Source organism: Mesorhizobium sp. Arg314 (assembly GCF_053714275.1).
On sequence record NZ_JBSKBP010000010.1, the window covers coordinates 141436 to 167215 of the forward strand.

A 25780-nucleotide genomic window follows, 5' to 3' on the forward strand; every position below is an offset into this window, starting at 1 on the left:
CCTGCATGTTCGTAGGCCCGCAAGGAACGCAAGCCATGCGGATTGACGGTATTCCCGCCTCTCCCGGCTATGCCGAAGGGCCGCTGTTCGACCTCGACCAGCCTCCGGCCAGCTACAAAGCCAAGGCGGGCGCGACGGGAGAAAAAGCAGCACTGGAAGGGGCGATCGGCAAGGCCGTCGGCCGGCTGACGGCGCTGGTCGAAACCGCCGATGGCGACGCCGCCGGCATCCTCGAATTCCACATCGCCATGCTGGAAGATGATGCTTTGAGCGGTCCGGCCTTCGCGTCGATCGGCTCCGGGCAGCCGGCGGACGTCGCCTGGCGCGCTGCGCTCGACAGCGAAATCGCCGGTTACCAGGCGTCGGACCAGGACTATTTCCGCGCCCGCGCCGCCGATCTGCGCGACATTCGCGACCAGGTGCTGCGGGCGCTGAGCGAGGACAGCGAGGCCGCGGCGCCCCTGGGCGCGATCCTCTATGGCGAGGACATCGCACCGACGCGCTTCCTCGAAACCGATTGGAGCAATGGCGGCGGCATAGCGCTGAGGGCAGGCAGCACGGCCAGCCATGTCGCGATGCTGGCGCGCTCGCGCGGCGTGCCGATGGTCGTCGGTCTCGGCGCCCCGGCCAGACCGCTCACCGGCGTCGCGCTGCTCGATGCCGAGCGCGGCGGAATCATTTTCTCGCCGTCGCCGGCCGAGATTGAAGCCTTCCGGCAGTCCGCCTCTTTCTTCGCCGACCGCCAGGGCGCGGCGCAGACATTCCTGACGGAGCCGGCGGTGACCAAGGCCGGCACCGCTGTGCGCGTCCAGGTCAACATCGCATACCCTTCCGACGTCGACGGCATCGATATCGCGACCTGTGACGGCGTCGGCCTGATGCGTACGGAATTCCTGTTCGGCAAGACGCTGCCCGACGAGGAGACGCAATATCATGCCTACCGCAAGGTGCTTGAATGGGCCGGCGACAAGCCGGTGACCATCCGCACCGTCGATGCCGGCGGCGACAAGCCTGTGCCCGGTTTCACCGTCGAGGAAACCAACCCGTTTCTTGGCCTGCGCGGCATCCGGCTTTCGCTGGCGCGGCGCGATATCTTCCGCGTGCAGATACGGGCATTGCTGCGCGCCGCTATCCACGGCAATCTGAAGGTGATGTTCCCGATGATCGCCACGCATGACGAGTACAGCCAAGCCGCCGCGCTGTTCGCGGAAGAACAGGCAACGCTCGCCGCGCAGGGCGTGGCGCACAAGCTGCCGCCGCTCGGCATCATGGTCGAGGTGCCTTCCGTCGCGCTGGCGCCGGAGGCCTTCGCCGACGTCGCCTTCTTTTCGATCGGCTCCAACGATCTGACGCAGTATGTGATGGCGGCGGCCCGCGACAACGCCGCGGTCGCTCATCTCAATTCCGTTCGCCACCCGGCGGTGCTCCGGCTGATCGCTGCGGTTGCCGCCTTCGGACGGGAGAAGGGAATTCCAGTCAGCCTCTGCGGCGATGCCGGCGGCGATCCGGCAGCCATCCCGGTGCTGCTTGAAGCCGGCCTGCGCGACTTGTCGGTCGCCCCTGCGCAACTCGCGATGGCCAAGGCGGCCATTGCGGACATCGCGGTGTAAGCGCGGCATGACCAGGGCCGAAAAGATACCGGAAGCAGGCTCGGAAGAGGCAATCCGCGCCTATAAGACGATCCTGTCTCACGTCATCGACCAGCGCCCGTCCGGCATGCGCCAGCGCCTGGCCGACGCGCTCGGCAAGCACCGCAGCTTCGTCACGCAGATTTCCAGCCCGGTCTATTCGATCCCGATCCCCTCAAAACATTTGCCGGCGATCTTTTCCGTCTGCCATTTCAGCCAGGCCGAGCGCGATCAGTTCCTCGCCGCCTATCATTTGGCGCATCCCGGCAAGATGTCCGTCGCGGCAGGCATGCGTAAAACCAGGCATGTCTCGGTCATCGTCCCCGATTTCGGCGACGACAAGCAAAACGCCGCGCTCGACCGGGCGATCAACGATTTCATCCAGAAGATCACCAGCATCACCGGCAAGAGTGGCGGCTGATCGCATGGCGTAAGGCTGTGTCGGGAGGACACATGAAGAAATTCCTGAATTCGGTCGATACGGTGCTGATCGAAAGCCTCGACGGCTTTGCGGCCGCACATGCCGATATCCTGGTCCTCGGCGAGGAGCACAAATTCATCCGCCGCAAAGAGCTGAAACCTGGCAAGGTGGCGCTGATCTCGGGAGGCGGCTCGGGCCACGAGCCGCTGCATGGCGGGCTGGTCGGGTACGGCATGCTGGACGCCGCCTGCCCCGGCCAGGTCTTCACTTCGCCGACGCCCGACCAGATGCTTGCGGCCACCCAGGCTGTCGATACCGGCGCCGGCTGCCTGTTCATCGTCAAGAACTATGAGGGCGACGTGATGAATTTCGACATGGCGGCCGAGATGGCGGACGGCGTGCTGCAGGTCGTGACCAATGACGACGTCGCGGTCGAGAACTCTTCCTACACGACCGGACGCCGCGGCGTCGCCGGCACGCTGGTGGTTGAAAAGATCGTCGGCGCCGCCGCCGAGCAGGGCATGGCCCTGCCCGCGCTCAAGGCGCTGGGCGACCGCGTCAACGCCGCCACGCGCTCGATGGGCGTCGCGCTGACCAGCGGCACAGTGCCCGCCGCCGGCAAGCCGACTTTCGCGATCGGCGACGGCGAGATGGAGTTTGGCGTCGGCATCCATGGCGAACCCGGCCGGCGTCGCGACGCGCTGAAGAGTGCCGACGCGATCGCCGAGGAGGTCTGCGCGGCGATCACTGGCGACTTCGGTGAGCGCGCCAAAGGGCCGGCCCTGCTGTTCGTCAACGGCTTCGGCGGCACGCCGTCGATGGAGCTCTATCTGATGTACAACAGCGCCCGCAGAATATTCGAGAAACAGGGCGTGACGGTGATCCGCTCACTCGTCGGCTCCTATGTGACCTCGCTCGACATGGCCGGATGCTCGATCACGCTCACCATGCTCGACGATGACTTGACGGCGTTGTGGGACGCTCCGGTGCGCACGGCGGCGCTGCGCTGGGGGATGTAGCGCGCGTCGCTGGCTTCCCAGGTACTTTTCTGGCAAGCATGCGCAAAACCTCGTTGCTGTTTTGCCGAACCGATGCTGCCCGAGCTTTCGCCTGCCCAGGAAAAACTGCTGATCAACCTTGCCGACCCCGAGGCGCCCGCCGATTGGGGCAAGGACGTTTCCGCAAGCGGCCTGATGGCGCTGCTGGCCAATGCCGAGTTCCACGGCGTGCTGCCGATCGTTCTGCGCAAGCTCAGGGAACGTGGCGACGCCAATCTACCAAGAGACACAGGCCTACTGCAGAAGCTTGCCGAGCTGCGCGACCAGGCCACGACGGCGACCGGGCAGTCGATGCTGCTGCAATATCATGGCGACCGCATCATGAAAGCGCTGGCGGCGAAAGGCGTTCCGGCCCGGATCGTCAAGGGGCCGGTATTCGCGCGCAGGCTCTATCGCCAGGTTGCCGACCGGCCGTTCACCGACATCGACATACTCGTCGACCCCGCCGGCATCGACGAGGCCAACAGGACGATCGCCGAATGCGGCTTCGAGCTCGGCAGCGGCGAAGCCGAGTCGCACGAGCTGCAGGAATTCAAATGGCTGGAGAAAGAGAACTCCAGCCTGCTGGTCGAGCTGCATGGCAACCTGGTGCATGACACCGGCATGCGCAGACGCTTGTCGCTCGGCTTTCGCGAGTTGCAGGCGATCGACAATGGCGAAACCGACACGCCGGCCGCGCTGCTGACCATCGGCATCGTCCATGCCGCCGGCGGGCACAAATTCCACCGGCTGCAGCTCTGCGTCGACGTGCTGCAAGGCGTGCGGGCGTTGAAATCGCCGGAAGAGGAAGCGCGGCTGCTCGAGGCCGCCCGTATGACCGGCATCGAGCTCGAGCTTGCGACGGTCCTCAACGTGACCGGACGCCTGTTCGGCGCGCCGCGCGCGATCGAGCTCGCCGACCGCATCAAGCCGGACCTTTCGATAAGGCTGGCGAAATGGCTGATCACCGGCAACACGCTGCTGCGTGTCAACTCGCGCGAAAAGCTGCGCTCGCGTCTCAGCCGCGACGCCTTCCGCTGGGTGCAGAGGCTTGCCCGGCCGAGACCTCATCCCGCCTGAGCGCGGGAACTTCGCGATCCGTTAAAGATGCACCGCGGCGCGGATCAGCACCGCAGCCTCGGCCGGCCTCGCCCCGACTTGCAGCGTGAAGGTCGGCACCGTCTTGACCAAGGCCGCGATCGTCGCCATTCGCCTTTTCTGCAGCGGCAACAGGCCGGTCATGCCGGTCCGCACATTGTCGGTGGCCAAGGCCACCATGGCGTCGGTCCTCGCCATCGGCACGAGCCGGGTCTCGCCGTCGGCCGAGCGGGCAAGATGAAGCAGCGCCGCGATCGGCCTGACCCGAACGTCCTCGACACGGATGATCTCGCCAAGACGATCGAGCAAGACGGCCTGCTCACCCTCGGCGTCCCATGTCTCGCCAAGGCAGGGCGACACGAAAGGCAGCATTGTTGCCGTGTTGCGATGGATCTTCACCTTACGCGGCATGCCCCAGGCGGTGACGCCATCCGGTGCCGCGCTCAGGATCATGACGTCGTCCGAGCAGAGGCCGAAGCCTTGCGAGGCGAGCGCCAGCGACGTCGTCGACTTGCCGGTGCCACTCGGCGCATGGATCAGCACGAGCGCCTCGCTGCCCGGCAGCGTCAGGCCGGCCGTATGCAGCATGTGCTGCGCGCCGGCATCGAGCGCTGCATCCAGCACCATCATCAGCAGCGTCCACTTGATCTTGCTGTCCGGATGAACGCGGATTTCGGCCCAACCCTCCTCTTCGTGGATCGACACCGTCTGCTGACCTGGAAAGACGAGATGGAAGACGCAACCGGCATCGATCATCCGGCAATGGCCGTCCAGCGGCACTTCGCCGTCGAAAGCGAGTTTTCCTTCCGGGTTCTCCGGCAACTGCGGCGTCTCGACGATGTTGACGCGAAAACCGGGCTGGACAGGCTCGTTCACGCGCAGGGCGCCGAGCATCAGGTCAAAGCTCGGCCAGAGGTCGGCGCGCGCGGCGGTGATGCCTATGACCTGCCCTTTGAGGTCGTAGCAGAAAGTGGTTGTCCGGTCGCTCAAGCGGCAGGCGCCTTCACGCTGGACGGGTGGCGATAGATCTCCACCATGCCGGGCTGGCTGTCGCTGACCACCGGCTTGCCGTCGAGACAGACCCAGCAATGCGCGGACAGGCGAGGCTCGTGCATCGACCTGGCATCGACGCCGAAACGCAGCTCCGGATCTAGACCGGCCATCCGCAGAAAGCGGAAGCCGAGCAGACCTTCCCGAAGGCATCTGCGGTCGCGCATGAACCAGGGACGCCGGACCGTTCGGTTGACGCGCTGCACGATGTAGGTCCAGGGCAGGTCACGATAGGGCGCAGGCGACTGCAGCGGCGCCAGTTTCAACACGCTTTCGAAATCGCGCCGGCCGACCAGCGCCGGCATCAGCCGGGCGCTGAGCCACAAATGGACGCGAAACAGGATGCGCAGGAACGGTCCGTCGGCCATCACGCGCCCGGGTCGGCGAGGATGCTTTCGGCCACCAATTCGGCGGCCAATTCGGCCATATCCTCGTCGAGCGTTGCCTTGTCGATGTCGAATTCGTCCGACAACAGGTTGACGATCTGGCCGAGGTTGCGCGCACCGTCGACCTTGCCGAGAAAAGCCTCGGTGGTGTCGTTGCAGGTGTAAAGCTGGCCGCTGCGTGCCAACAGCACGACGGCGCCATCGCCGACATGCTGCACGGAAGCGTCGTCCGCCATCCGCAGCACCGTTTCAGGACCAATCTCAGCCATGTGCCCGCTCCCTTTAGCCGCAGAGCAATTAGCGCGGGACGGCGGCGCTGTCCATTGCCAGCCGGTGTTGCGCTTGCTGCTGTGGCGGCAAGTCCCGCCAGGGTTGCCTTCCTTCCCTTAAGTAAGCTATGAGTCCGCCGGGTCCTGGGGAGTGATTTCGTATGCGTTACAATTGGGAACGGGCTCCGACGGCGTTCGAGCGCCATCGGAAGGCGCTTGCGGCGGCCATCCTGATCGCCGGCGGCGTCGGGCTGATGCTGGCGGCGCTGCCGCTCTAAGCCGGCTTATATCACGGACGCGACAGCGACGCCTCCACTGGAGGTGCCGAACAGAGACGTTTTTGCGATGTCGACCAAAATGCAGGAAGACATGGCCGGCAAAAGCGACTCAGAGCGTTTCACCGTTTCAAGGAGACGGCGAACCGCTCTATCTCCTTGTTTTGACGCAATTCCGGACGGAAAGCCGTTTCGCACTTTTCCTGGAATTGCTCCTTTGTTTTGACGCAATTCCGGACGGAAAACCGTTTCACACTTTTCCTGGAATTGCTCCTTTGTTTTGACGCAATTCCGGACGGAAAACCGTTTCACACTTTTCCTGGAATTGCTCTAGGCTTATGCCCAGACGGCAAAATGTCCCCGGGAGGAAGGTCGATGGCCTCACGCTACCATGAAGTCTATGAGGGCTGGAAACGCGACCCCATAGGGTTCTGGGCCGAAGCGGCCAAGGCGATCGACTGGTATACGCCAGCCGAAAAGGTCTTCGACCCGACGGAAGGCGTCTATGGCCGCTGGTTCACCGGCGCTACCTGCAACACCTGTTACAACGCCATCGACCGCCATGTCGCGGGCGGCCGCGCCGACCAGCTGGCGCTGATCCATGACAGCGCGATCACCGGCACGATCCGGAAATTCACCTATGCCGAACTGAAGCGCGAGGTCGTTGCGCTGGCGTCGGTGATCAGGCATCGCGGCATCGGCAAGGGCGACCGCGTCATCATCTACATGCCGATGGTGGCGGAAGCGGCAATCGCCATGCTCGCCTGCGCCCGCATCGGCGCCGTGCATTCGGTGGTGTTCGGCGGCTTCGCCTCGCATGAGCTCGCCACCCGTATCGACGACGCCAAGCCGAAGCTGATCATCACCGCGTCCTGCGGCCTCGAGCCCGGCCGCGTCGTCGCCTACAAGCCGCTGCTCGACAAGGCAATCGAGATGTCGAAGCACAAGCCGGGCGCCTGCCTGATCCTGCAGCGCGAGCAGCTGCGCTGCGAAATGAAGGACAATTACGACTTCGACTATGCTGACGCCGTGGCGCGTGAGCGCGCCGCCGGCGCCAATGTCGACTGTGTGCCGGTATTGGCCACCGATCCGCTCTACATCATCTACACCTCGGGCACGACCGGCCAGCCGAAGGGCATCGTGCGGGACAATGGCGGCCATATGGTCGCGCTGAAATGGACCATGGACAACGAGTTCGGCGTCAAGCCGGGCGAAGTGTTTTGGGCAGCTTCAGACGTCGGCTGGGTGGTCGGCCATTCCTACATCGTCTACGGGCCGCTTCTGCATGGCTGCACCAGCGTGCTGTTCGAAGGCAAGCCGATCGGCACGCCGGACGCCGGCACCTACTGGCGGGTGATCTCGCAGCATGGCGTGATGGCGCTGTTCACCGCGCCGACCGCCTTCCGCGCCATCAAGGGGCAGGATCCCAAGGGCGAGTTCGTGCCGAAATACGATTTGTCGAAGTTCCGAACCCTGTTCCTCGCCGGCGAGCGCGCCGATCCCGAAACCATCAAATGGGCGGAACAGAAGCTCGACCGCCCAGTCGTCGACCATTGGTGGCAGACCGAGACCGGCTCGCCGATGACCATCAACCCGGCGGGTCTCGGGCTGCTGCCGGTGAAATACGGCTCGCCCGGCGTGCCGATGCCGGGCTACGACATCCGAATTCTCGACGATGCCGGCCACGAGGTGGCGCGCGGCACGCTCGGCAATGTCGTGGTCAAGCTGCCTCTGCCCGCCGGCTGCCTGCCGACGCTGTGGAATGCCGATGCCCGCTTCCGCCAGGCTTACCTCGAAGAGTTCCCGGGCTTCTACAAGACGGCCGATGCCGGCATGATGGACGAGGACGGCTATCTCTATGTCATGGCCCGCACCGACGACATCATCAACGTCGCCGGCCATCGGCTGTCGACCGGAGCCATGGAAGAGGTGCTGGCCGCCCATCCCGATGTCGCCGAATGCGCGGTCATCGGCATTGCCGATGCCATGAAGGGCCAAGTGCCGCTGGGCTTCGTCGTGCTCAATGCCGGCGTGTCGCGCGACACCAGCGCGATCGAAAGCGAGGTGGTGGGACTGGTGCGCGAACGGATCGGCCCGGTTGCCGCCTTCAAGACCGTGGTGACGATCAAGCGGCTGCCCAAGACCCGTTCCGGCAAGATCCTGCGCGGCACAATGCAGAAGATCGCCGACAAGGAGGAATGGACGATGCCGGCGACCATCGACGATCCCGTGATCCTCGACGAGATCACGGCAGCGCTGAAGGGACGCGGCATCGCAATATAGGCTGCGCCGATCGCCCGGGAACGAAGCGAGATCCTCCCGCATTGCAATCGTTTGTTGTGCAACGCAGCAATAACTCCTAAAGTCTGCCTTGGGGGCCATTGCGAAGGCACGGCATGGCTCAGCACAAGACGACATTCGGCGGTGTCGACATTCCGCGATGCCTGGCTGCCGCCATGATCGCCGTGAACTGGCTGGTGGTGGCCGTGGCCGAGCCGCGCATCCGGCTGCTGCCCGGTCATACGCTGTTCCGTTATCCGTTGAAGGCTGCTGAGAGCGGTTCACCGTTTCGTGGAAACGGCGAACCGCTCATCCGGTTGCTTGAACCGTCGGTGTGGAATTGTTTGCATTCGGCATGATATCGAGGCGCAATCAATGAACATACCCGAGCCTCAATCCGTGAGCCTGTTCCAACGATCGAAACGCCCTCGACCCGCGCCACGCGAGCGCCTTGTCATGGATATGCGCGACACAATCGTCTATGCGATCGGCGACGTGCATGGCTGCCATGACGAGCTACGTGCGCTGGAACAAAAAATCCAACTCGACGCGCAGCAGTTCCGCGGCCGCAAGATCATCATCATGCTGGGCGACTATGTCGACCGCGGGCCGAATTCGCGGCGCGTGATCGAACATCTGATGGCGCCGCCGCCGAAAGGCTTCCTGCGTGTGTGCCTCGTGGGAAACCACGAGGTCGCGCTGCTCGGCTACCTGGACGGCTACCTCTCGCGTGAAGCGTGGCTCGGCTATGGCGGGCGCGAGACCTTGTTCTCCTACGGCGTCGATCCGGACCGCCTGGCAAGCCTCTACGGTTCGAGCGAGCAGACGGATGCGCGCATCCGCGATGCCATTCCCGCCAGCCATGTCGACTTCCTGCGCACGCTGCCGGTGATGGTGTGCTCCGAGCAATTCGTCTTCGTGCATGCCGGCATCCGGCCCGGCATCGCGCTCGAGGCGCAGGACGAGGGCGACCTCACCAACATCCGCGAGGAGTTCTTCCAGGCGGCGCACCGCCTCGACCGCTGGGTGGTGCACGGGCACACGATCGTAGACGTTCCTACCCTCGACGGACGCCGGCTCGACATCGATACCGGCGCCTTTCAAACAGGACGTCTGACCGCGCTCAGGATCGTCGGCAAATACGGCCGGCTGCTATCCTCACATAATTAGGGCCTCACAAGATTAGGGCGGCTCGCCGTTTCAAAACGCCGAGCCGCCCCATCTCTCTGTTTTCCAAACGGAAAAGCCGCCTCAGGCAGCCTGCTTGGTGCGCGTTTCCGACTTCTCCAGATAGTAGCTCGAATAGCGGTCGAAGAACCTTTCCGAGCCGCCGAGCGAGCCGTATTTCGCCAGCTTCTTCAAATCGACCTTGTTGAGCACTGCGCCGATCACCTTGTTGGCGATATAGGGCTCGGATTCCAGCATCGAGCGCACCATGGCGCGCGGCGTGCGGCCCCATTCGGTGACCAGCACGAAGCCGTCAGCCAGCGGCGCGAACGCCTTGGCGTCGACAACAGGCCCGAGCGGCGGCAGGTCGACGATGATATACTCGAACGTCTCCTTGGCGTTCTCGATGAAGCGCCGCATCCCGGCGGAGCCCAGCAGCTCGCTGGTGTGCGAGAACTGGCCACGCAGCACTGCCGGAATGATCGCAAGCTTGGTCTGGCGGTCGACCTTGCCGACCGACTGCCAAGTCTGGCCGTTGACCACCGCTTCCATCAAGCCCTGTTCGGCCTCCATGCCGAGGCTGCGGCTGAGGCCGGGATTGCGCAGGTCGCCGTCGATGAGCAAGGTCTTGGCGCCGTTGGCGGCAAGCAGGCCGGCGAGGTTCGCGGCCACCGTCGACTTGCCTTCGCCGGGCAGCACCGAAATGACGCCGATGACCCGGCTGCCTCGGTCCTCCATCACGACGTCGAAGGCGATCTTGGCGTTGCGCAGCGTCTCGGCGAACATCGAAGCCGGAGCATCGATGCTGACACGCATGCGCGCCCGCCTCTCGGCCGCGGAGAGGCTAGCCACCTTGCCGTCGGTCGGCAGGTCGTCGGCCTTGGAATCCCTGGCCTTGCCGCCGCCGATCGTCGGCAGGTAGCCGAGGAATTTCAGGCCGGCTCGATCACGAATATCCTCGCCCGTCCTGAAGAAACGCTCGTTGAACTCGTTGAGGCCACCGAAGCCGGCGCCAAGCATCAGGCCGAGCACCAGCGACAACGCCAGCACGCGCAAGGTGCGCGGGCTGGAGGCCGCAAGCGGCATCGTCGCGTCGGAAATGATGCGGACCTTGCCGACCGGGAAGGACTGCTGCTGCGAGGCTTCCTCATAGCGGCTGAGGAAGGTCTGGTAGAGCGTGGTCAGCGCCTGCGCCTGCTGGTCGAGCTCCTTCAGCCTCACCTGCGACTGGTTGTCGACCGAGCTCTTGCCGGCAGCCGTGGAAATCTTGTCGCGCAGTGCGGTCTCGCGCGCCTGCGCCACTTCGAAATCGTTGCGGTAGCTTTCGGTGATTTGTTTCAGCTGCCCGAAGACCTGCGCCGAGACATCGGCCTTTTCCTTGGCCAGCGCGACCGCCTGCGGGTGATCCTTGCCGAAATTCGTCTCGACGTCCTGCAGGCGCTTGGTGATGGCCAGATAGCGGGTCTTGAGCGCGATGATGACCGAGCTGCTCGGCTGGTCGGCCGCTATCGCCGAATCGTTGAAGGCGCTTTCGGAGCCGCTCTCGACGATCGCCTTGTATTGCTGGTAGCGGGCGCTGGCGCGAGCCGTGTCGGCCTGCGCGACGATGAGCTGGGCGTTGAGGTCGGCGAGTTGCTTGTCGCTCAGCAACTGGCCTTCGCTGTTGGCGGAAAGGCCATGCTCGGCCCTGAACTTCTCGACCGCCAGCGAAGCCGCCTGCGAGCTTTCGCGCAACTCCGTCAGCCGGCCCTGCAGCCACACGGCCGCGCGCTCGGTGGCGTCGAAGCTGGCGTTGAGCTGGTCGGCGAGATAAGCATCCGCATAGGCTTTCGTGATGGCCGTGGCGAGTGCCGGGTCTGTCGCCTGGTAGCCGATGCTGATGACATTGCTGCGGCTGACGCGATCCGCCAGCAATCCGGTCTGCAGCATAAGAACCGCGTAGTCGTGAGTCACGGTCTTGATCATGGCTTCGCGCGTCGCGGCATCGACATTCTGGATACCGGGGAGTTCATCGGCCGCATTGCCGCGGAAATAGCCGACGATGCCGCGCAGGAACCCGATACCCTTGGCCAAAGCCGATTGCGGCGGGTTCATGAAGTCCTGGTTCTGGTCGAGCTTCAACTTGTCGACCACTTCCGACGCCAGCCGCGCCGAGTTGAGAATCTCGATCTGGCTGAGGATCGTCGCGTCGGTCTGCTGCGTGGCGCTGGCAGCCGAGATGTCGTTCATGACCTTGTTCATGCCCTCGTCGATCAGGACGCTCGCCATGGACATATATTGCTTGGGCGTGGTCTGCAGATAGATCACACCCAGGAACAGGCCGATGACGGCGCAGATCGCCACCACCTTGGCCTGTCGGGCGGCCATGCCAAGCAGACGCTCGACGTCGATGAAGTCTTCACCCTTTTCCGAATCGGCGCTGGGCAACGGCATCCTCTTGTCGAGAGGGAAGTTGGCATAGTTCATGTTTGGTCCAATTCCAGGTTGCAGGCGCTATCGGCCTTGATAGATCGGCGTCGTGACCAGAAAAGACCGCGCAACATTGTTGCCAAGATGCGCCGGGCCAGAAGGCCCGGGCGCTGGTGTGGCTGTCGCGCCATCGCGAGTTCGCATATGCACCCAAAAGATGGGCATTATGCGGCCACTTCCCGGCGCTCATGCGACCGGACAAATTGCTGCAGCATCTCGAAGACAGGCCCTTTCATGTCGTCGCGCGCCAGAGCAAAGGCGATGGTGGCCTCGATGAAGCCTTCCTTGGAGCCGCAGTCGAACATGCGGCCATCGAAAGGCTGGGCGTAGAAGGGCTGGCTCTGAGCCAGGCGCACCATGGCGTCGGTGAGCTGGATCTCGTTGCCTGCGCCGCGCTGCTGATTGCCGAGCAGGGCAAAGATTTCCGGCTGCAGAACGTAGCGTCCGTTGATGTAGAAATTCGACGGCGCGTTGGCGGGCGCTGGCTTTTCGACCATCGCCGAAACCTTGAAGCCGGAGCCGACCTCGTCGCCGCGGCCGACAATGCCGTATTTGCTGGTTTCGGCCGGATCGCAGCGCTCGACGGCGATCACATTGCCGCCGGTCCGCTGATAAAGGTCGACCGTCTCGGCAAGGCAACCGCGGGCGCCGAAGGACACCATGTCGGGAAGCAGCAGCGCGAAGGGCTCGTTGCCGATCACGTCGCGCGCGCACCATACGGCATGGCCGAGCCCCTGCGGCGACTGCTGGCGGATGAAGCTGGTGGCGCCGGCCTCCGGCAGCAGGCTTTCCAGCGACTGCAGTTGCGCCTTCTTGCCGGTCTGCTCCAGTGTGCCGATCAGTTCAGGATGCAGGTCGAAATAGTCCTCGATCACCGCCTTGTTGCGGCCGGTGACGAAGACGATGTGCTCGATGCCGGCCTCGAACGCCTCGTCGACGGCATATTGCACGACTGGCTTGTCGACGACGGGCAGCATTTCCTTGGGCATCGACTTGGTCGCCGGCAGGAACCGCGTTCCGAGCCCCGCCACCGGGATGACTGCCTTCCTGACTTTCTGCATCTGGTATTCCTTCTGATTTCTACCTATCGCTGGCTAAATCATTGTTGGAGATGATCTTTTCCGAAAACCGGTTCCCACTTTTCGGGATCATGCTCCAAAAAATCGCCCGCATGCTTCATCTCCCCGCCCCCACGGCAAAACTGCGCCGCAACCCTTCTGAGCCGGACCGCGATCGGCATCGACATATGCCTGACCGCGGCCGGATCCCTGAGCGCCGCGCCTATCGCCTTGAGCGGCGCGCGCGCCTTGATGTGCTGAACCAGGGACAGGAACGACGCTGCCTTGCGCAGGCTGCGGCCGCGCCTGGCGAAAGCCGCCTGGGCCCCGCTGTCCATGGAATATGCCGCCGCGAACGCGGCGTCGGCCTCAACCATCGCCTCGACGTGGTGCAATTCGAGCACGCGCGAGATCGAGCCGGTGCGGATGTGGTAGACATAGCCGACGGTCGGCTCGACCACACAGCGGCCGCCGCTGGCCAGCGCGCTTGCCAGCAGAATGTAGTCCTCGCCGATGCGCAGCTTCTCGTCGTAGCGCAGCGTTTTGTCGTCGAGGAACCGCCGCTGAAAGATCGGCTTCAGATAGCCGAGATTGAAGCGCGATTCGAAGACCAGATTGCCTTCTATGTAGTCGGCAAGCGAGATTTCGCGTAAGCCTTCCAGATAGCCGGCCGAGAACATGGTGTCGTCGGGCGTGCCGTCCTCGCGCACGACCTGGACATTGTCGACGGCGATTTCGGCGCCTGTCGCTTCCGCCCGCGCGATCATCGCCGCCAGACGCTCGGGAAGGACTGCATCGTCGGAATCGAGCACCGCCACCCAGCGGCCGCGCGCCAGGTCGAGGCCGGCATTCCGGGCGCCGCCCGGGCCGCGGTTGGCGGGCAGCGCCACCACCTTGACGATATCTTGCGGGTAGGCGCGCGCCACATCCAGGGTGCCGTCGCGCGACCGGTCGTCGACGACGATAATTTCAACGGTGAGGCCGCGTTGCGCGATCGCGCCGGCGATGGCGCGGTCGAGGGTCGCCTCGGCGTTGTAGGCGGCAATGACGAAGCTGACGTCAGGCTGCACGCTTGTTCCCTTGCTCTGGCGATGTGAGGCCGTATTGGCGGATTTCGCGGACGCCGACCAAACCGCTGACGACACCAACGTGCATAATGCCGCGCAGCACGCTGCGGTTCCGTCGCACCGGGCTGATTGCGGTAAAAATGGCCATGCCGAAGCAGTAGGCGGCCTTGGCCGAAGCCAGCCCGACCTGGCCGGCGCGGCGTACACCGCCGGTGTCGTGTCCGATCAGGTGGCCATGCGTCTGGCCGAAGCGGAAGCGACGGCGACGCAGCCAGTCGAACGCCGCCCTGGCGCGCGGCACCACCTCGTCGACGAAGGCGTCGGGCGCAAAGGCGATGCGGCCGCCGGTCTTGACCATGGCATCGAAGAACTCGGTATCCTCGCCGCCGGTCTGGCCGCGCGCCAGGCTGAAGCGCCGGCCGCGCAGGCTTCCATCGGTCATTCTGAGCAGAACATTGCAGGTGTAGCCGGTGCGGATCTCGCCACGTACCCAGACCGGCAAGGTCGAGTGGAAGTCACCCTTTTGCATCCAGTCCGGCGCGTCCTGGCGATAATGCGCCCGCACCGGTCCGAGCACCGCCGCGGCGCCCGTGGCGTCGGCCATCGCCATCAGTTCGACCAGCCAGCCGGGCGATGCGGTCTCGTCGTCGTCGATGAAGGCGACGAAGTCCGAAACGCTCGCGTCGAGACAGGCGTTGCGGGCGATCGAGATGTTGCGCGCCGGCGCGTGGCGATAGCGGACCGGCAGCTTCAGTTCCCCGGCCAGCGCCTTCACGAGCTTTTGCGCGCTTGGCTCATCGTCATTGTCGGCAATGACGATGCCGATCTCCAATCCCGCCGGCTTCTCCAGCGCGGCGACGGAGCGCAGCGTGTCGGCCAGTTCCGGCCGGCGGAAGGTGCAGATGCAGATGTCGATCGAGCGGCCGGCCATCACGCCACCTTGCGCTGCGAGCGAGGGGGCAAAAGCTGCTGCCAGAAGCCGACCGACCAGCCGAAATGCATGACCATCGCCGAGACGCCGGCCAGCGCGATGCCTGCATTGCGCTGGCGTATCGCCGTCACGAGGCCGTAGCCGAGGCACACCGCCGCCCACAGCAGGAAAGGTACGGCCGCCAGCCAGTGGACTAAGGAGAACAGGGCCAACAGCACCATGGGCGCCACCAAAAGCGGGATCATCTGCCGCACCTTCGGCACCATGCGGTGTTTCAGGACGTTCTTGGCGCGGCCGCGGCCATAGCCGAGATACTGGAAATAGAGGCTCTTCAGCGTCGAGCGCGGATAGTAGACCATCTGAGTCCTGCCGCTCATCCAGATGCGGTAGCCGGCGCGTCGCAGGCGGTAGTCGAGCTCGGCGTCCTCGTTATGGCTGAAACTCTCGTCATAGCCGCCGACGTCCTTGAAGGCGGCGATGCGCATCAGCGCATGGTGGCCGTGGTCGACCCATTCGCCCTCGGACATGTGCCGATGCTTCGAGCCGCCTGTGCCGAGCTTGGAATTCTGCGCCGCCGCGACTGCTTTCTGCACGGTGCTTGTGCCGCTGGTCAGCATCGAAACGACGACCGAATCGGCGCCGGTGGCAAGGGCTTCCTCGACCAGCCTGTCGCAGTAATCGTCAGGATAACCGCCATGCGCGTCGATGCGGATGAGGTAGTCGGCGCCATCGCCGAGGGTCGCCACCGCCAGGTTGATGGCAGCGCTCTGGATGCGCTTCGGATTGGCGAGCAGGATGACCCGAGGATCCTTCGCCACGATGTTTTCGACGATGCCTTGCGTGCCGTCGGTGCTGCCGCCGTCGGCGACGACGATACGGCCGCCGAGCCGTGCCGCCGCGGGCCGCAACTGGTCGAGCAGGCCGCCGATATGGGACGCCTCGTCAAGGCAGGGAATGACGATCAGGATCGATGCGGTGGCCTCGGTCATCGGTTTTTGTGCGTCCTGCTGCGCCATCACGCGGCCGCCCCCGTCGCAAAAGTCGAAGGCATGGCGGCGAGGCCGCGGAGCTTTTCGACGAAGGCCGCGCAGTCGCTGCGGTCGTAGCTCCAGGTCCTCGGATTGCGGCCCAACACCCGCGACTTCAGACCGCGATATGCATCCTGATCCATCCGGCCGAGCGTCGCCTCGATGCCTTCCGGCGTCGCTTCGGACAGAAGCACGCCGATGTCCCGTTGCTTCAGGAACCTGCCGGTTTCGGTGTCCGCCATCGAGATCGGCACGGCGCCGAAGCGGCAGCCCTCGTAGAGGCGGTTGGGAAGCAGCCATTCGGAATTCTGGCCGGCCTCGAAGAAATCGATCGCCCAGGAGAAATGCACCTCCCGGTAGATCGCGGCCATATCCTCCGGATTGCGGTAAGGCCCGCGGAAGGAAAGCCACGGTTCGGCCCCGACGAAACCATGAAAGTCCGGAAATTCGGACAGCGCCGGGCGGCCCCTGAGCACGACCTCGAAACGTCCTGCCTGCCGGCGGGTGAAATCGGCCAGCAGCTCCAGCGAGCGGCGGCAACGCAGCGCGCCGAACCAGCCGATGCGCCAGGGTGGCGTCGCCGGGCTGTCGTCCTCGAAAGAACGCACTGCTAGCGGCGCGGTCTCGAAATATTTGTTCTCGATCAGCTCGACGGGTGCGACGATCTGCCCGAACGGCTCAAAGTAATTGGCGATGAAGGCGGGAGAACTCGTCACCAGAAGCTTCACGTCGCGGGCAAGGCGGCGCTCGGCGCCGCGCAGCGTCCTGCCGACAAAATCGTCGCGCAGCACCAGGCGATGGATATCGAGGCATTCATAGACGATCGGCACGCTCGCCCCGAGCGCGCCATTGGCGCGGCGGGCCAGCGCCAGCATTTCGAGGTTGCGCGCGATGATGAGATCGGGCCTGGGCATGGCGCCCAGTTTCGCGCCGATCGACACGGCTGCCTTGGCGACCGCGCCGATGCGCTGCGCGAATCGGCCGTCGCGCGTCGCGCCGAGGTCGACTGGCTCGACACCCTCGATCTCGGCGACCGGACTGGTGGTACGGCGGAAGCCCGCCAGGGTGACCCTGGCGCCGCCTGCCTTGAGCATCTGGACCCTCCGGCGTACCGCCGGGTCGGATACGTCATGCACAAGGTACAAGACATGCAGCATGCAACTCGACCCTGTTGGGCCCACCCATCGGGGATGCTAGTACAGCTTTTGCTGCATCGCAACAATTTTGGTGCTGCGAAGCAAAAAGTGCCAGTCTGTCCTGCACCGCAATAATTTTTGGCAGGTCAATTGGACCGTCGCAACGGCCCAGCGACCGGGCTGTGCATGGGCCGACCGCTCGAGCGAAGCCCGATATCCGGACCTGAACCGGTCGTAAAACGCAGTCCACTAGTATTGTTGCGCCGCAGTAAAATGGTTTGAAATCGTAAACCTGAAGAACGTCCATTACCACGGCGTGCTGCCCAATCATGCCATGCGGCAATTGCTGCGCAACTTGCATTTCGGCATCCTGGCCACGTTCGTCGACACCTTCGGCCCCGGATACGACTTCCGTGGCGATGCGGACTTCTCGGCACGCCGACGACCAGGTCGATGTCTCGCGGCAACCGGTGAAGGTTGCGCATCGCGTCGTTCATGTCTGAAATCGATCGGTAGTTCATGCGGTTGTCCCTGTCCTGACATCGGCGTCTCGCCGGTCGACCGGTTTCATTTCGCCTCGCTCGGGGTCGCGGAAAACCCTCGCGCCGGGATCAGCCGCAATGCCTCGCGAAGCGCTTCGCGGCCGGCACCGAAGGCAAGCGCGACGACAATGGTCGCGACATAGGAGAGCGTTACGCCGGCGGCCAGCGCGACGACCGGCGGCGTCTGCAGCATAGGTTTGGCGAGCCAGACCAAGCCGAACGCCAGATGCGCGCCAAGGACGAAAGGCAATGCCGCGTGAAGCACATGGCTGGCCTTGAGCGGCCCGTGCCTGCCGACATAGAGCCACAGGAAGGGTGTGCGAATATACTCGCTGATCGCGTAGGCGACCGCGACGCCGAGCGCTCCGTAAGGAAGGCCTATTGCGAAGGCCAAGACCGAGGTCACGGCGGAGATGATGCCCCAGCGCATGAAATCGCCGGAACGGCCCTGGCTGACGAATAGCCATCCCGAAGGGTTGTTGAGCGGCTGCAGCAGTCCGGCAAAGCCCAGCGCCAGGAAGATCGGCGCGCTTCCTCGCCACTGCTCGCCGAGCACGAAGGGAACGAGCGTGTCCGACATGGCGGTGGCGAAAGCGACACCCGGAAGCGCCACCACAAGGATCAGCGGCATGACGCGCAGATAGGCGCTGCGGTAGCGGTCCGGCTCGTCCTTCAGCCGCGACAGCGCCGGCACCATCACCTTCGCCAGCGGGTTGGTGATCTGGCTGAGCGGGAAAAGCAAAAGCTTGTAGGCGCGATCATAGAGGCCGAGTTGCGCCTCGCCCCAGTATTTGCCGATCAGCACATTGTCGAGGTTGCGGGCAAAGAAATTGGCGAAATTGAAACCGGTGATGCCGGCGCCAAAATTGATCAGCGCGCTGATGCCGTCGACCTTGCGCGGCATGCTGGGGCGCCAACGCGAGGAATACCAGTAGCACAGCGTCGGCAGCACGGCGCTGGCCAGCGTGCCGGCGAAAAGTGCCCAGTAGGAGCGATCGATGTACGTCCAGGCTATCGAGACCGCGACACCGGCGACGGCGCTGACGATGTCTATGATGGCCAGCCGCGTGAACTCCATGCGGCGCGTCAGCAGGGCCACGTGCTGCGCCCCCAGGCCATAGGTTATGATCTGGAGGCCGAAGGCGGCAACGAGGCCCGTCACGCGCGGCTCGCCATAGAAGGCGGCGACTAGGGGCGCCGAACCCGCGAGCACGCAGGCGAGCGCCGCGCTCACCGCCACATTGATCCAGAACAGATAGTTGACCTCTTCGTCCCGGATGCCGGTCTTCTGGATGGTCGCCTGGGTCAGGCCGAAATCCTGGAACAGTGCGATGAAGGCAAGCACCGGCGCGCACATCGCTACGACACCGAAATCCTGCGGCGACAGGAGCCGCGACAGCACGATGACGGAGATGATCTGCGTCGCCACCCGCACGCCTTGCGCCATCGCGGTGACGACCGCGCCGCGTCCGACAGATTTGCGCAGAGAGCCTTCCGGCGGATCGAATGCACTGGCTTGCAAATTCAGGATTCCTGACTTTCGCCCGGCCTGGATCCATGACCCCGACCGTCCGTTGAGTACCGAAAATGCCCCGTCCACCATCAAGCTTGCAGCAACGATATGGCAATTTTTGCGACGCCGCATCAAAATTGTTGCAATGCAGCAAAATTTTACGACAGAAAGGCTAGTGGGAGCCCGTTCGAGTGTCTTGTGGCAAAGCAGGGACCACTGTCCAAACTGTTAATTTCGTTTGAAGAAATGGCGAACCGGAAGGGATTGAACCTTACAATAGATCAACAACGTACGACACTGCGGTCAGCGTTGCGGGCAGGAGCAGTCGCTGGGGGCTAGTGCGCCATGAGCGAGGTGAGACAGTCGCCGGCCGGTTAGGCCGGAAATATACGGGCTGACAAGGAATTGAATGCACGGATCGGGCGACTACCGACGCTCACCGTGTTGTGGGCTGCCCTGGGACAACAAAAGGCGGCTCTCACTGGGTGTGGAGGATGCCTTGGAAGCGATTTCCTTCTGAATTTTAACGATCATATCATCAGGGCTAAAAGGTACCCGCTTTAGTTCTTCTGGCGACAGCCCTTTTGATGTGGGCTCGCCAAAGTGGCTTGTGATTTTCTTGATCTGAATGTCGTTCCGGCCGGCCCCGACATTGGTTAATACAAGCGCCGACGCTTGTGACCCTTTCCACGGAAACTCCACCCACCTGGTTGATGTTTTTATGTACTTGCTCCCGACTCGTCGCCCCATCCAGAACAGCCAGATATCGTCGCCTTGGGGACTGAGGTTAATGAACAGTTCCTCATCTACGGTTTCTGGCGACAACGATTTAGGGCCATACAGCACTCCACCGACACCCGTTGGGAAAAGCATTCCCGTCGTTTCCGAAACGTCAAATAACCATTTGTCGTAAGGCTGAATTCGCCCCGCATCATCGAATGTGACCTCGTGGCCCCGATGGCAAACGACGGTTTTTTCACCCGCCAGTTGAACAAGTTGCTCCAGCCAACGCGACGAATAATAAACATCGTCATCCGCCGTAACGATGTAGGCCTTTGGAAACGCTAGGAGGGCCGGCACGATCTTTTTGTACGAACGAATGTCTGTACAAAAACGGATTTCAAGACCTTGGGCCTTGAGGTTTGTGACCGAGGCAGGCAGTTGCGCCGCATCCTCGGCCGTGACCCAAAGGATAACCCGGTCGGGCACAACCGTCTGCGACAGGAGACAGCGCAGCGTCAAATGCAGGGTGGCGAACCGTTTCGGATAGGAAGTCAGGGATACGATCAAGTCATCAGGCAAACCATGCGGCCTTCCCTTGCCTCTAAGTGGCCATCGAAGAGCGATCATGAGTTGCGCAATGTATGGCTTGGCAAAATGAAGGATCGTTGCTCGATACTTCGCGACCCGCCAACCAATACCGTGGCGCACCCACAAAATCCCGCGACTTGGCGCGCCGACACCTGTTCCCAGGAACCACGGGGAGAGCGACTCCGATCGCTTCAGCCAAAGGTAGATCGCAAAAGGCCCTAAAGCTGCGACCACCATGATGACCGCCTCATTGTCGACCCCGAAATCCCGGAGGGAAAAATGGAAGAATTGGTGCAGGAACATAATGACAAACGACGCTTCACCCACCTTCGCTAATGGCAACCCTATTCCCGCAACTGTGGCTGCTCGCCGTATCAGGATGAGAAATGTCAGGGACAGGGCCAGCGCAATGAGAAGCCCGAGGATGGGAGGTCCGAAAATGGAATATTTCATATTGAACTGAATGTCAGCGCCGCTGGCTGCTCCGGCCGAAGCAAGGGCACCCACGGTCAAAATGAAAATCCACAAGGTCCTCGAACGAAATTGGACGGTCCGAATCAAATGCCCAAACCAATAGCAGCACAGTGCAATTGGCACTGCGGCGACCGCCCAAGGTGAACGGTTCATTGGCCACTGGAATTGAATAGCATAGCCTAGGACGACGCACAGAGCGACAAAGCCCAACATGCGAGGGCTGCTGGGGCTTTTCGTCCAATTCGCAATTTCGTTGTAGACGATTTGGGTGAAGAAGAGGCAGGTTATAAACCAGAAGACGCCAAAATCACGCGAGAGGCGCATCCCACCCAGCATATCGTTAACGGCCATCTCGCGTATCTGCCAACGGGCTGGAAAATCGCCGAGCAGAACTCTCCTGGATATGACTGCCAGTGTCAAAACAAACAAAAAAGTTACATACGGCACCGCTAGGCCAGCCACCTTCTTCCAGAACAGTTGGTTGCGTTCCGTAGGCTTGTAAACGTAGCCAGACATCACAAAGAAAAGCGGCATATGAAAAAGCAATACCGCGTTAGCGAAAACCGGGTCCCAAGGTTGAAACCCAGCGCCGGCAATATGTGCCGCCACAACAAGTAGAATGCCAACGCCTTTGGCGGCATCAAGCCAAATCTCGCGATTCGTCATCGATCGCTCCAGCCGCCCCCGCAGAAGAAAATTAGATTAGTCGCTTCGCGAGCGCAACACGAAATTGTGCATCGCACAATTAAATCTCCGCTAAGGAGGCAGGGGGCAGCGCACCGACCTCAAGTCGTAAGGCGGGGCATAAGACGGAAGCGTTCTGCGCCCGGCTTATGCAGACGCAGATCCCGATCTACGCAGCGCGGCGAACGTCCTGCCGGGCCGCTCTTTCGAGCAGATCGAGAAACACCACCAGCTGCCGCGCAGGATCGAGCTCGGGGCGTTTGGAGAAGGCGAGAGCCGAGGCCGAAAGCCGTTCGTATTCCTGGCGATCGTTCCACAGGCGCCTCACCGCCGCGGCCCAGTCGGCAAGCGGAGCGTCGTAGTCGAGCACCACGCCGCCGGGACCGATGGCTTCGGGCAGGCCGCCGCGCCTCGATCCGACGACGGGGATGCCGCTGCAATGCGCCTCGGATGCGACGCGGCCCCAGGCCTCCTCCCATTTGCTCGGAGCAAGCAGGATCCGGGTGCGGCCATAGACCGTCTTCATGTCGTTGGTGCGGTTTTCCAGCATGACGTTCGACAGCGGCGCGATGGTCTTCTCGATACGGGCACGATGGTCGTCGTCCAGCTTCCAGCTTTCCACGAACAGGAACGGAATCTCCGGACAGGCGGCAGCAATCTTCACCGCAAGATCGAAACCCTTCTCCTCATAAGGATTGATCATGGTGACGAATTCACCGGTCGTGTGCGTGCAGTAGAGAGCGTCGTTGATGGTCGGCGGAAGCACCGTGGAATCGATGCCGAACTTTTCCTTGTAGGTGCGCGCCGTAAACTCCGAATTGGCGATGTAGAGCGCCGAATGCAGCTCGCGCGGATCGCCGGCGAGCTCGTGGAATTCGACGTTGTGAAGATAGACGACCAGCGGCACTCCTTCGGCCAGCAGCGCCTTTCCGAGCGGGACGGATTTGTGGCACTGCACGACGGCGACGTCGGGTCTGGTCTTCTCGACCGCGAAGCCGGCCGCCTCCCAGGGGAACCAGGCGCGCATCACCGGATAGCCGGGAAAATTGTCGACCACCGCCGGTTGCCGCAACAGCTTCATCTTGGCGCGCGCCTTGAGGCCGAACATGCCGTCGCCGAACAGCGAGGCGAGGACCGACGCCTGGTGACCATGCTCGATCAGCTGCTCGACCAGATGGTGGGTGTTGGATTGCACGCCGCCGGTGAACTCGGGGATGTATCCGTTGCCGCTTGCGAAAAGCACTTTCATCGTTTGGCTCCTAATTCGGCCCGCGAGCACCCGCGCTGATCAGCTTGCACCGCGCGCCGACGGAAGCTTCGAAGTCATTGCCTGGTACAACCGGCCGACCGAGGCTGAAAGCGACAGCGTCGAGTATTCCCGCAACAGCTTCGATGCCGGGATCACCTTTCCCGCCTTCAAGTCCCGCGCCAGATAGTGGGGAAACGAATGCATGTACTCCCTGACGATATCGGCCTTCAGCGCTCCAGACTTCCATCCCTTCACCGCCGAGACGAATTCGTCGGCAGGGGCGGATGCCAGACCAGTGTCGTAGGCTTCGAACGTGCGCCGCACGATGGCGCGTTCCTTGTCGCTGAGCGACGTCTTTCCGGCTCGTTCGGCAAGCAAGGCGTAGCGGCGGATGTCTTCGGCCGCATGATGCCATAGCCCCTTCCTGGCCATGATGCTCGAACGTTGCAGAAGTGCCTGCATCTCGAGATCGGCCGTCTTCGGCAAGGCCTGCTCCGAGCGATCGAGATACTCATGGAGATCGACGGACCTGTAGACCTCTTCCATGATCGCCCGGTCGTATGAGCCCCAGGCCTTTATCCGGTTGGCATACGAAATGACGACCTTGGTGCTGCCGCGAACCATGTCGTGCTGGCGCTGGAAGAACATGAGGCCGTCGACCCTGACGCCCTTGAACCGGCGCGCCAGCCTGAGCATCATCTCGTAGTCCTGCGACCGGACCAGGGTTTCGTTGAAGCCTCCCACCTCGTCGTAGCATTTGCGGCGCACCAGAAGGCCCGGCTGATGGACGTGGCAATATTCGAGATGCGACGGGAAGAAGTTGTCCTGGCTGACGTGGCCGAAGGCGACGATCTCGTAATTCTGCTGTTCGATCTGGGCTGACTGCTGAAAACGTGCATATTCGCCGAAAGCGAAATCGGCCGTCGGCTCCCGCTCGAACGCAGCGAGAAACCGTTCAAGCGCCGTCGGATGCGCGACATCGTCGTCATCGAATACCCAGACGAAATCCCCCCTGCAGTGCTTGAGGGCGAAATTCAGCGCCGTCGACTTGCCGCCATTCTCCTTGCGGTGATATTCCACCGGCGCGGGGAAAGAGGCCGCCACCGCGCCTGTGTTGTCCGTCGAGCCGTCATCCACGATCAGAATCTGATCCGGCACCACAGTCTGCTGGAGCAGGCTGCCAATGGATTCGGGCAGGAACTTCTCCCGGTTGAAGGTGGGGACGATGACGGTGACCGTCGGTTTCCGCTGCGCAGCCATTGGTGACCTCATGCTATTGCCGATGCGCCGTTCGCCGGCGTGGTTTTACAGACATGGCGACGGCAATTGTCCTTGAGGCAAGCAGCCGCGGTCATGCCGCCATCCTGCCGATCGAGAAATATTCGATGCCGTAGCGCGCAATCACCTTCGGATCGTAGAGGTTGCGGCCGTCGAAGATGACCGGCGTGGTCAGCGCATCCTTGAGCGCGTCGAAGGACGGCGCGCGGAAGCTCTTCCATTCGGTGCAGATCAAAAGCGCGTCGGACCCGCGCAGCGCCGCCTCCTTGGTGCCGCAGAGCAGCAGATCGTCGCGCAGCCCGTAGATCGCCTGGCACTCCTGCATCGCCTCGGGATCGTAGGCCTGCACCTTGGCGCCGGCCGCCCATAGCGCTTCCATCAGCGTGCGCGACGGCGCCTCGCGCATGTCGTCAGTGTTGGGTTTGAAGGCGAGCCCCCAGACAGCGAATGTCTTGCCCTTGAGCGCGCCCTTGAAATAGTGGTTGACCTTGTCGAACAGGACCGACTTTTGCGCATTGTTGCGCTCCTCGACGGCGCGCAGCAGCTTGGCGTCGAACTTGACGCCTTCGGCGGTCTTGATCAGCGCGCGCACGTCCTTGGGGAAGCACGAGCCGCCATAACCCAGGCCGGGATAGATGAAGTGGTAGCCGATGCGCGGATCGCTGCCGATGCCCTTGCGCACCTCCTCGATGTCGGCGCCCAGCTGTTCGGCGAGATTGGCCATCTCGTTCATGAAGCTGATCTTGGTCGCGAGCATGCAGTTGGCGGCGTATTTGGTGAATTCGGCGCTGCGCACGTCCATCACGATCATCTTCTCGTGGTTGCGGTTGAACGGCGCGTAGAGCTCGCGCATCACCATCTCGGTGTCCTCGCTGGACGTGCCGACGATGATGCGGTCCGGCTTCATGCAATCGGCGACCGCCGAGCCCTCCTTGAGGAATTCGGGATTCGAGGCGACGTCGAAGCTCAGGTCCTCGCGGCCGCGCTTCTTCAGCGTTTCGGCAATCCTGGCCTTCACCTTTTCGCAAGTGCCGACCGGGACGGTCGACTTGCCGACGACAATCTTGGCGCTGTCCATCTCGCGGCCGATGGTCTCGGCGACGGCGAGCACATATTTCAGATCGGCCGAGCCATCCTCACCTGGCGGCGTGCCGACCGCGATCATCTGAATCTGGCCATGCTTGACCGCCGCGGCCGCGTCGGTCGTGAAGCGGATACGCCCGGCTGCATGGTTTTCCCGGACGAGGGCCTCCAAGCCGGGTTCGAAAATCGGAACCAAGCCCTGGTTGAGCCGCTCCACCTTCTTCTCGTCGATATCGACGCAAACCACCTCGTGGCCGACCTCGGCAAGCACAGCGGCCTGGACGAGACCGACATAGCCAATCCCAAACACCGTCAAGTTCATTCGGTTTTGTTCCTGTTGATGGCC

Annotated in this window: 21 protein-coding genes; 7 read left to right on the forward strand and 14 right to left on the reverse strand. The window is 63.0% G+C overall.

Features of this window, described 5'->3' with window-relative positions:
* The first annotated feature begins 35 nt into the window (after positions 1-35).
* The 4 genes from ptsP (at position 36) to ACWGS9_RS13445 (ending at position 4166) form a co-directional block, all read left to right on the forward strand.
* Positions 36-1610 carry a phosphoenolpyruvate--protein phosphotransferase gene (gene ptsP / locus ACWGS9_RS13430; protein ID WP_454505702.1) on the forward strand — a complete coding sequence of 525 codons (1575 nt, stop codon included), beginning with the start codon at positions 36-38 and terminating at the stop codon, positions 1608-1610.
* Between the two features lie 7 nt (positions 1611-1617).
* Positions 1618-2049, forward strand: a complete 432-nt coding sequence (locus ACWGS9_RS13435; RefSeq protein WP_320217441.1) for a hypothetical protein — start codon at positions 1618-1620, stop codon at positions 2047-2049.
* Between the two features lie 32 nt (positions 2050-2081).
* Entirely contained in the window at positions 2082-3068 is a 987-nt protein-coding gene (dhaK, locus tag ACWGS9_RS13440; RefSeq protein ID WP_454505703.1) for a dihydroxyacetone kinase subunit DhaK, read from the forward strand.
* Positions 3069-3140: 72 nt separating this feature from the next.
* Complete coding sequence (locus ACWGS9_RS13445) at positions 3141-4166, forward strand: nucleotidyltransferase family protein (protein WP_454505704.1); 1026 nt, start codon at positions 3141-3143, stop codon at positions 4164-4166.
* A 21-nt stretch (positions 4167-4187) separates the two neighbouring features.
* Here the strand turns inward: ACWGS9_RS13445 and ACWGS9_RS13450 are convergent, their stop codons facing one another.
* The 3 genes from ACWGS9_RS13450 to ACWGS9_RS13460 are packed head-to-tail and all read right to left on the reverse strand — an operon-like array spanning position 4188 to position 5889.
* Positions 4188-5174 (reverse strand): serine kinase, encoded by a 987-nt coding sequence (locus tag ACWGS9_RS13450; protein WP_454505705.1) that lies wholly within the window; start codon positions 5172-5174, stop codon positions 4188-4190.
* Positions 5171-5602 carry a lasso peptide biosynthesis B2 protein gene (locus tag ACWGS9_RS13455; protein ID WP_454505706.1) on the reverse strand — a complete coding sequence of 144 codons (432 nt, stop codon included), beginning with the start codon at positions 5600-5602 and terminating at the stop codon, positions 5171-5173. The genes ACWGS9_RS13450 and ACWGS9_RS13455 overlap by 4 nt, the downstream gene beginning before the upstream one ends.
* Positions 5602-5889 (reverse strand): PqqD family protein, encoded by a 288-nt coding sequence (locus tag ACWGS9_RS13460; protein WP_454505707.1) that lies wholly within the window; start codon positions 5887-5889, stop codon positions 5602-5604. The genes ACWGS9_RS13455 and ACWGS9_RS13460 overlap by 1 nt, the downstream gene beginning before the upstream one ends.
* A gap of 650 nt (positions 5890-6539) precedes the next feature.
* Between ACWGS9_RS13460 and ACWGS9_RS13465 the strand changes: the two genes are divergently transcribed.
* The 3 genes from ACWGS9_RS13465 (at position 6540) to ACWGS9_RS13475 (ending at position 9614) form a co-directional block, all read left to right on the forward strand.
* Positions 6540-8447, forward strand: coding sequence for a propionyl-CoA synthetase (locus tag ACWGS9_RS13465; protein ID WP_454505708.1), 1908 nt, complete (start codon positions 6540-6542; stop codon positions 8445-8447).
* A gap of 113 nt (positions 8448-8560) precedes the next feature.
* Entirely contained in the window at positions 8561-8803 is a 243-nt protein-coding gene (locus ACWGS9_RS13470; protein ID WP_454505709.1) for a hypothetical protein, read from the forward strand.
* A gap of 97 nt (positions 8804-8900) precedes the next feature.
* On the forward strand, positions 8901-9614 hold the full coding sequence (locus ACWGS9_RS13475) for a metallophosphoesterase (protein WP_454505710.1): 714 nt from the start codon (positions 8901-8903) through the stop codon (positions 9612-9614).
* Positions 9615-9695: 81 nt separating this feature from the next.
* Here ACWGS9_RS13475 and ACWGS9_RS13480 read toward each other — a convergent pair whose 3' ends face one another.
* From ACWGS9_RS13480 to ACWGS9_RS13530, 11 genes are all read right to left on the reverse strand, one after another.
* Positions 9696-12077: a polysaccharide biosynthesis tyrosine autokinase gene (locus ACWGS9_RS13480; RefSeq protein ID WP_454505711.1), complete on the reverse strand. Its 2382-nt coding sequence runs from the start codon at positions 12075-12077 to the stop codon at positions 9696-9698.
* Positions 12078-12244: 167 nt separating this feature from the next.
* On the reverse strand, positions 12245-13141 hold the full coding sequence (gene galU, locus ACWGS9_RS13485) for a UTP--glucose-1-phosphate uridylyltransferase GalU (RefSeq protein WP_454505712.1): 897 nt from the start codon (positions 13139-13141) through the stop codon (positions 12245-12247).
* 38 nt (positions 13142-13179) lie between these two features.
* Positions 13180-14208, reverse strand: a complete 1029-nt coding sequence (locus tag ACWGS9_RS13490; protein WP_454505713.1) for a glycosyltransferase family 2 protein — start codon at positions 14206-14208, stop codon at positions 13180-13182.
* Positions 14198-15136 (reverse strand): glycosyltransferase family 2 protein, encoded by a 939-nt coding sequence (locus ACWGS9_RS13495; RefSeq protein ID WP_454505714.1) that lies wholly within the window; start codon positions 15134-15136, stop codon positions 14198-14200. Before ACWGS9_RS13495 ends, ACWGS9_RS13490 begins: the two co-directional genes overlap by 11 nt.
* Complete coding sequence (locus ACWGS9_RS13500) at positions 15136-16125, reverse strand: glycosyltransferase family 2 protein (RefSeq protein ID WP_454505715.1); 990 nt, start codon at positions 16123-16125, stop codon at positions 15136-15138. Before ACWGS9_RS13500 ends, ACWGS9_RS13495 begins: the two co-directional genes overlap by 1 nt.
* 26 nt (positions 16126-16151) lie before the next feature.
* Positions 16152-17321 carry a glycosyltransferase family protein gene (locus ACWGS9_RS13505; protein WP_454505716.1) on the reverse strand — a complete coding sequence of 390 codons (1170 nt, stop codon included), beginning with the start codon at positions 17319-17321 and terminating at the stop codon, positions 16152-16154.
* A 546-nt stretch (positions 17322-17867) separates the two neighbouring features.
* Positions 17868-19364: a lipopolysaccharide biosynthesis protein gene (locus ACWGS9_RS13510; RefSeq protein ID WP_454505717.1), complete on the reverse strand. Its 1497-nt coding sequence runs from the start codon at positions 19362-19364 to the stop codon at positions 17868-17870.
* A 417-nt stretch (positions 19365-19781) separates the two neighbouring features.
* Positions 19782-21806 carry an acyltransferase family protein gene (locus ACWGS9_RS13515; protein ID WP_454505718.1) on the reverse strand — a complete coding sequence of 675 codons (2025 nt, stop codon included), beginning with the start codon at positions 21804-21806 and terminating at the stop codon, positions 19782-19784.
* 187 nt (positions 21807-21993) lie between these two features.
* Positions 21994-23073 carry a glycosyltransferase gene (locus ACWGS9_RS13520; RefSeq protein WP_454505719.1) on the reverse strand — a complete coding sequence of 360 codons (1080 nt, stop codon included), beginning with the start codon at positions 23071-23073 and terminating at the stop codon, positions 21994-21996.
* Between the two features lie 39 nt (positions 23074-23112).
* Positions 23113-24333 carry a glycosyltransferase family 2 protein gene (locus ACWGS9_RS13525; protein WP_454505720.1) on the reverse strand — a complete coding sequence of 407 codons (1221 nt, stop codon included), beginning with the start codon at positions 24331-24333 and terminating at the stop codon, positions 23113-23115.
* A 91-nt stretch (positions 24334-24424) separates the two neighbouring features.
* Positions 24425-25756, reverse strand: coding sequence for a UDP-glucose dehydrogenase family protein (locus ACWGS9_RS13530; protein WP_454505721.1), 1332 nt, complete (start codon positions 25754-25756; stop codon positions 24425-24427).
* Positions 25757-25780: the final 24 nt, after the last annotated feature.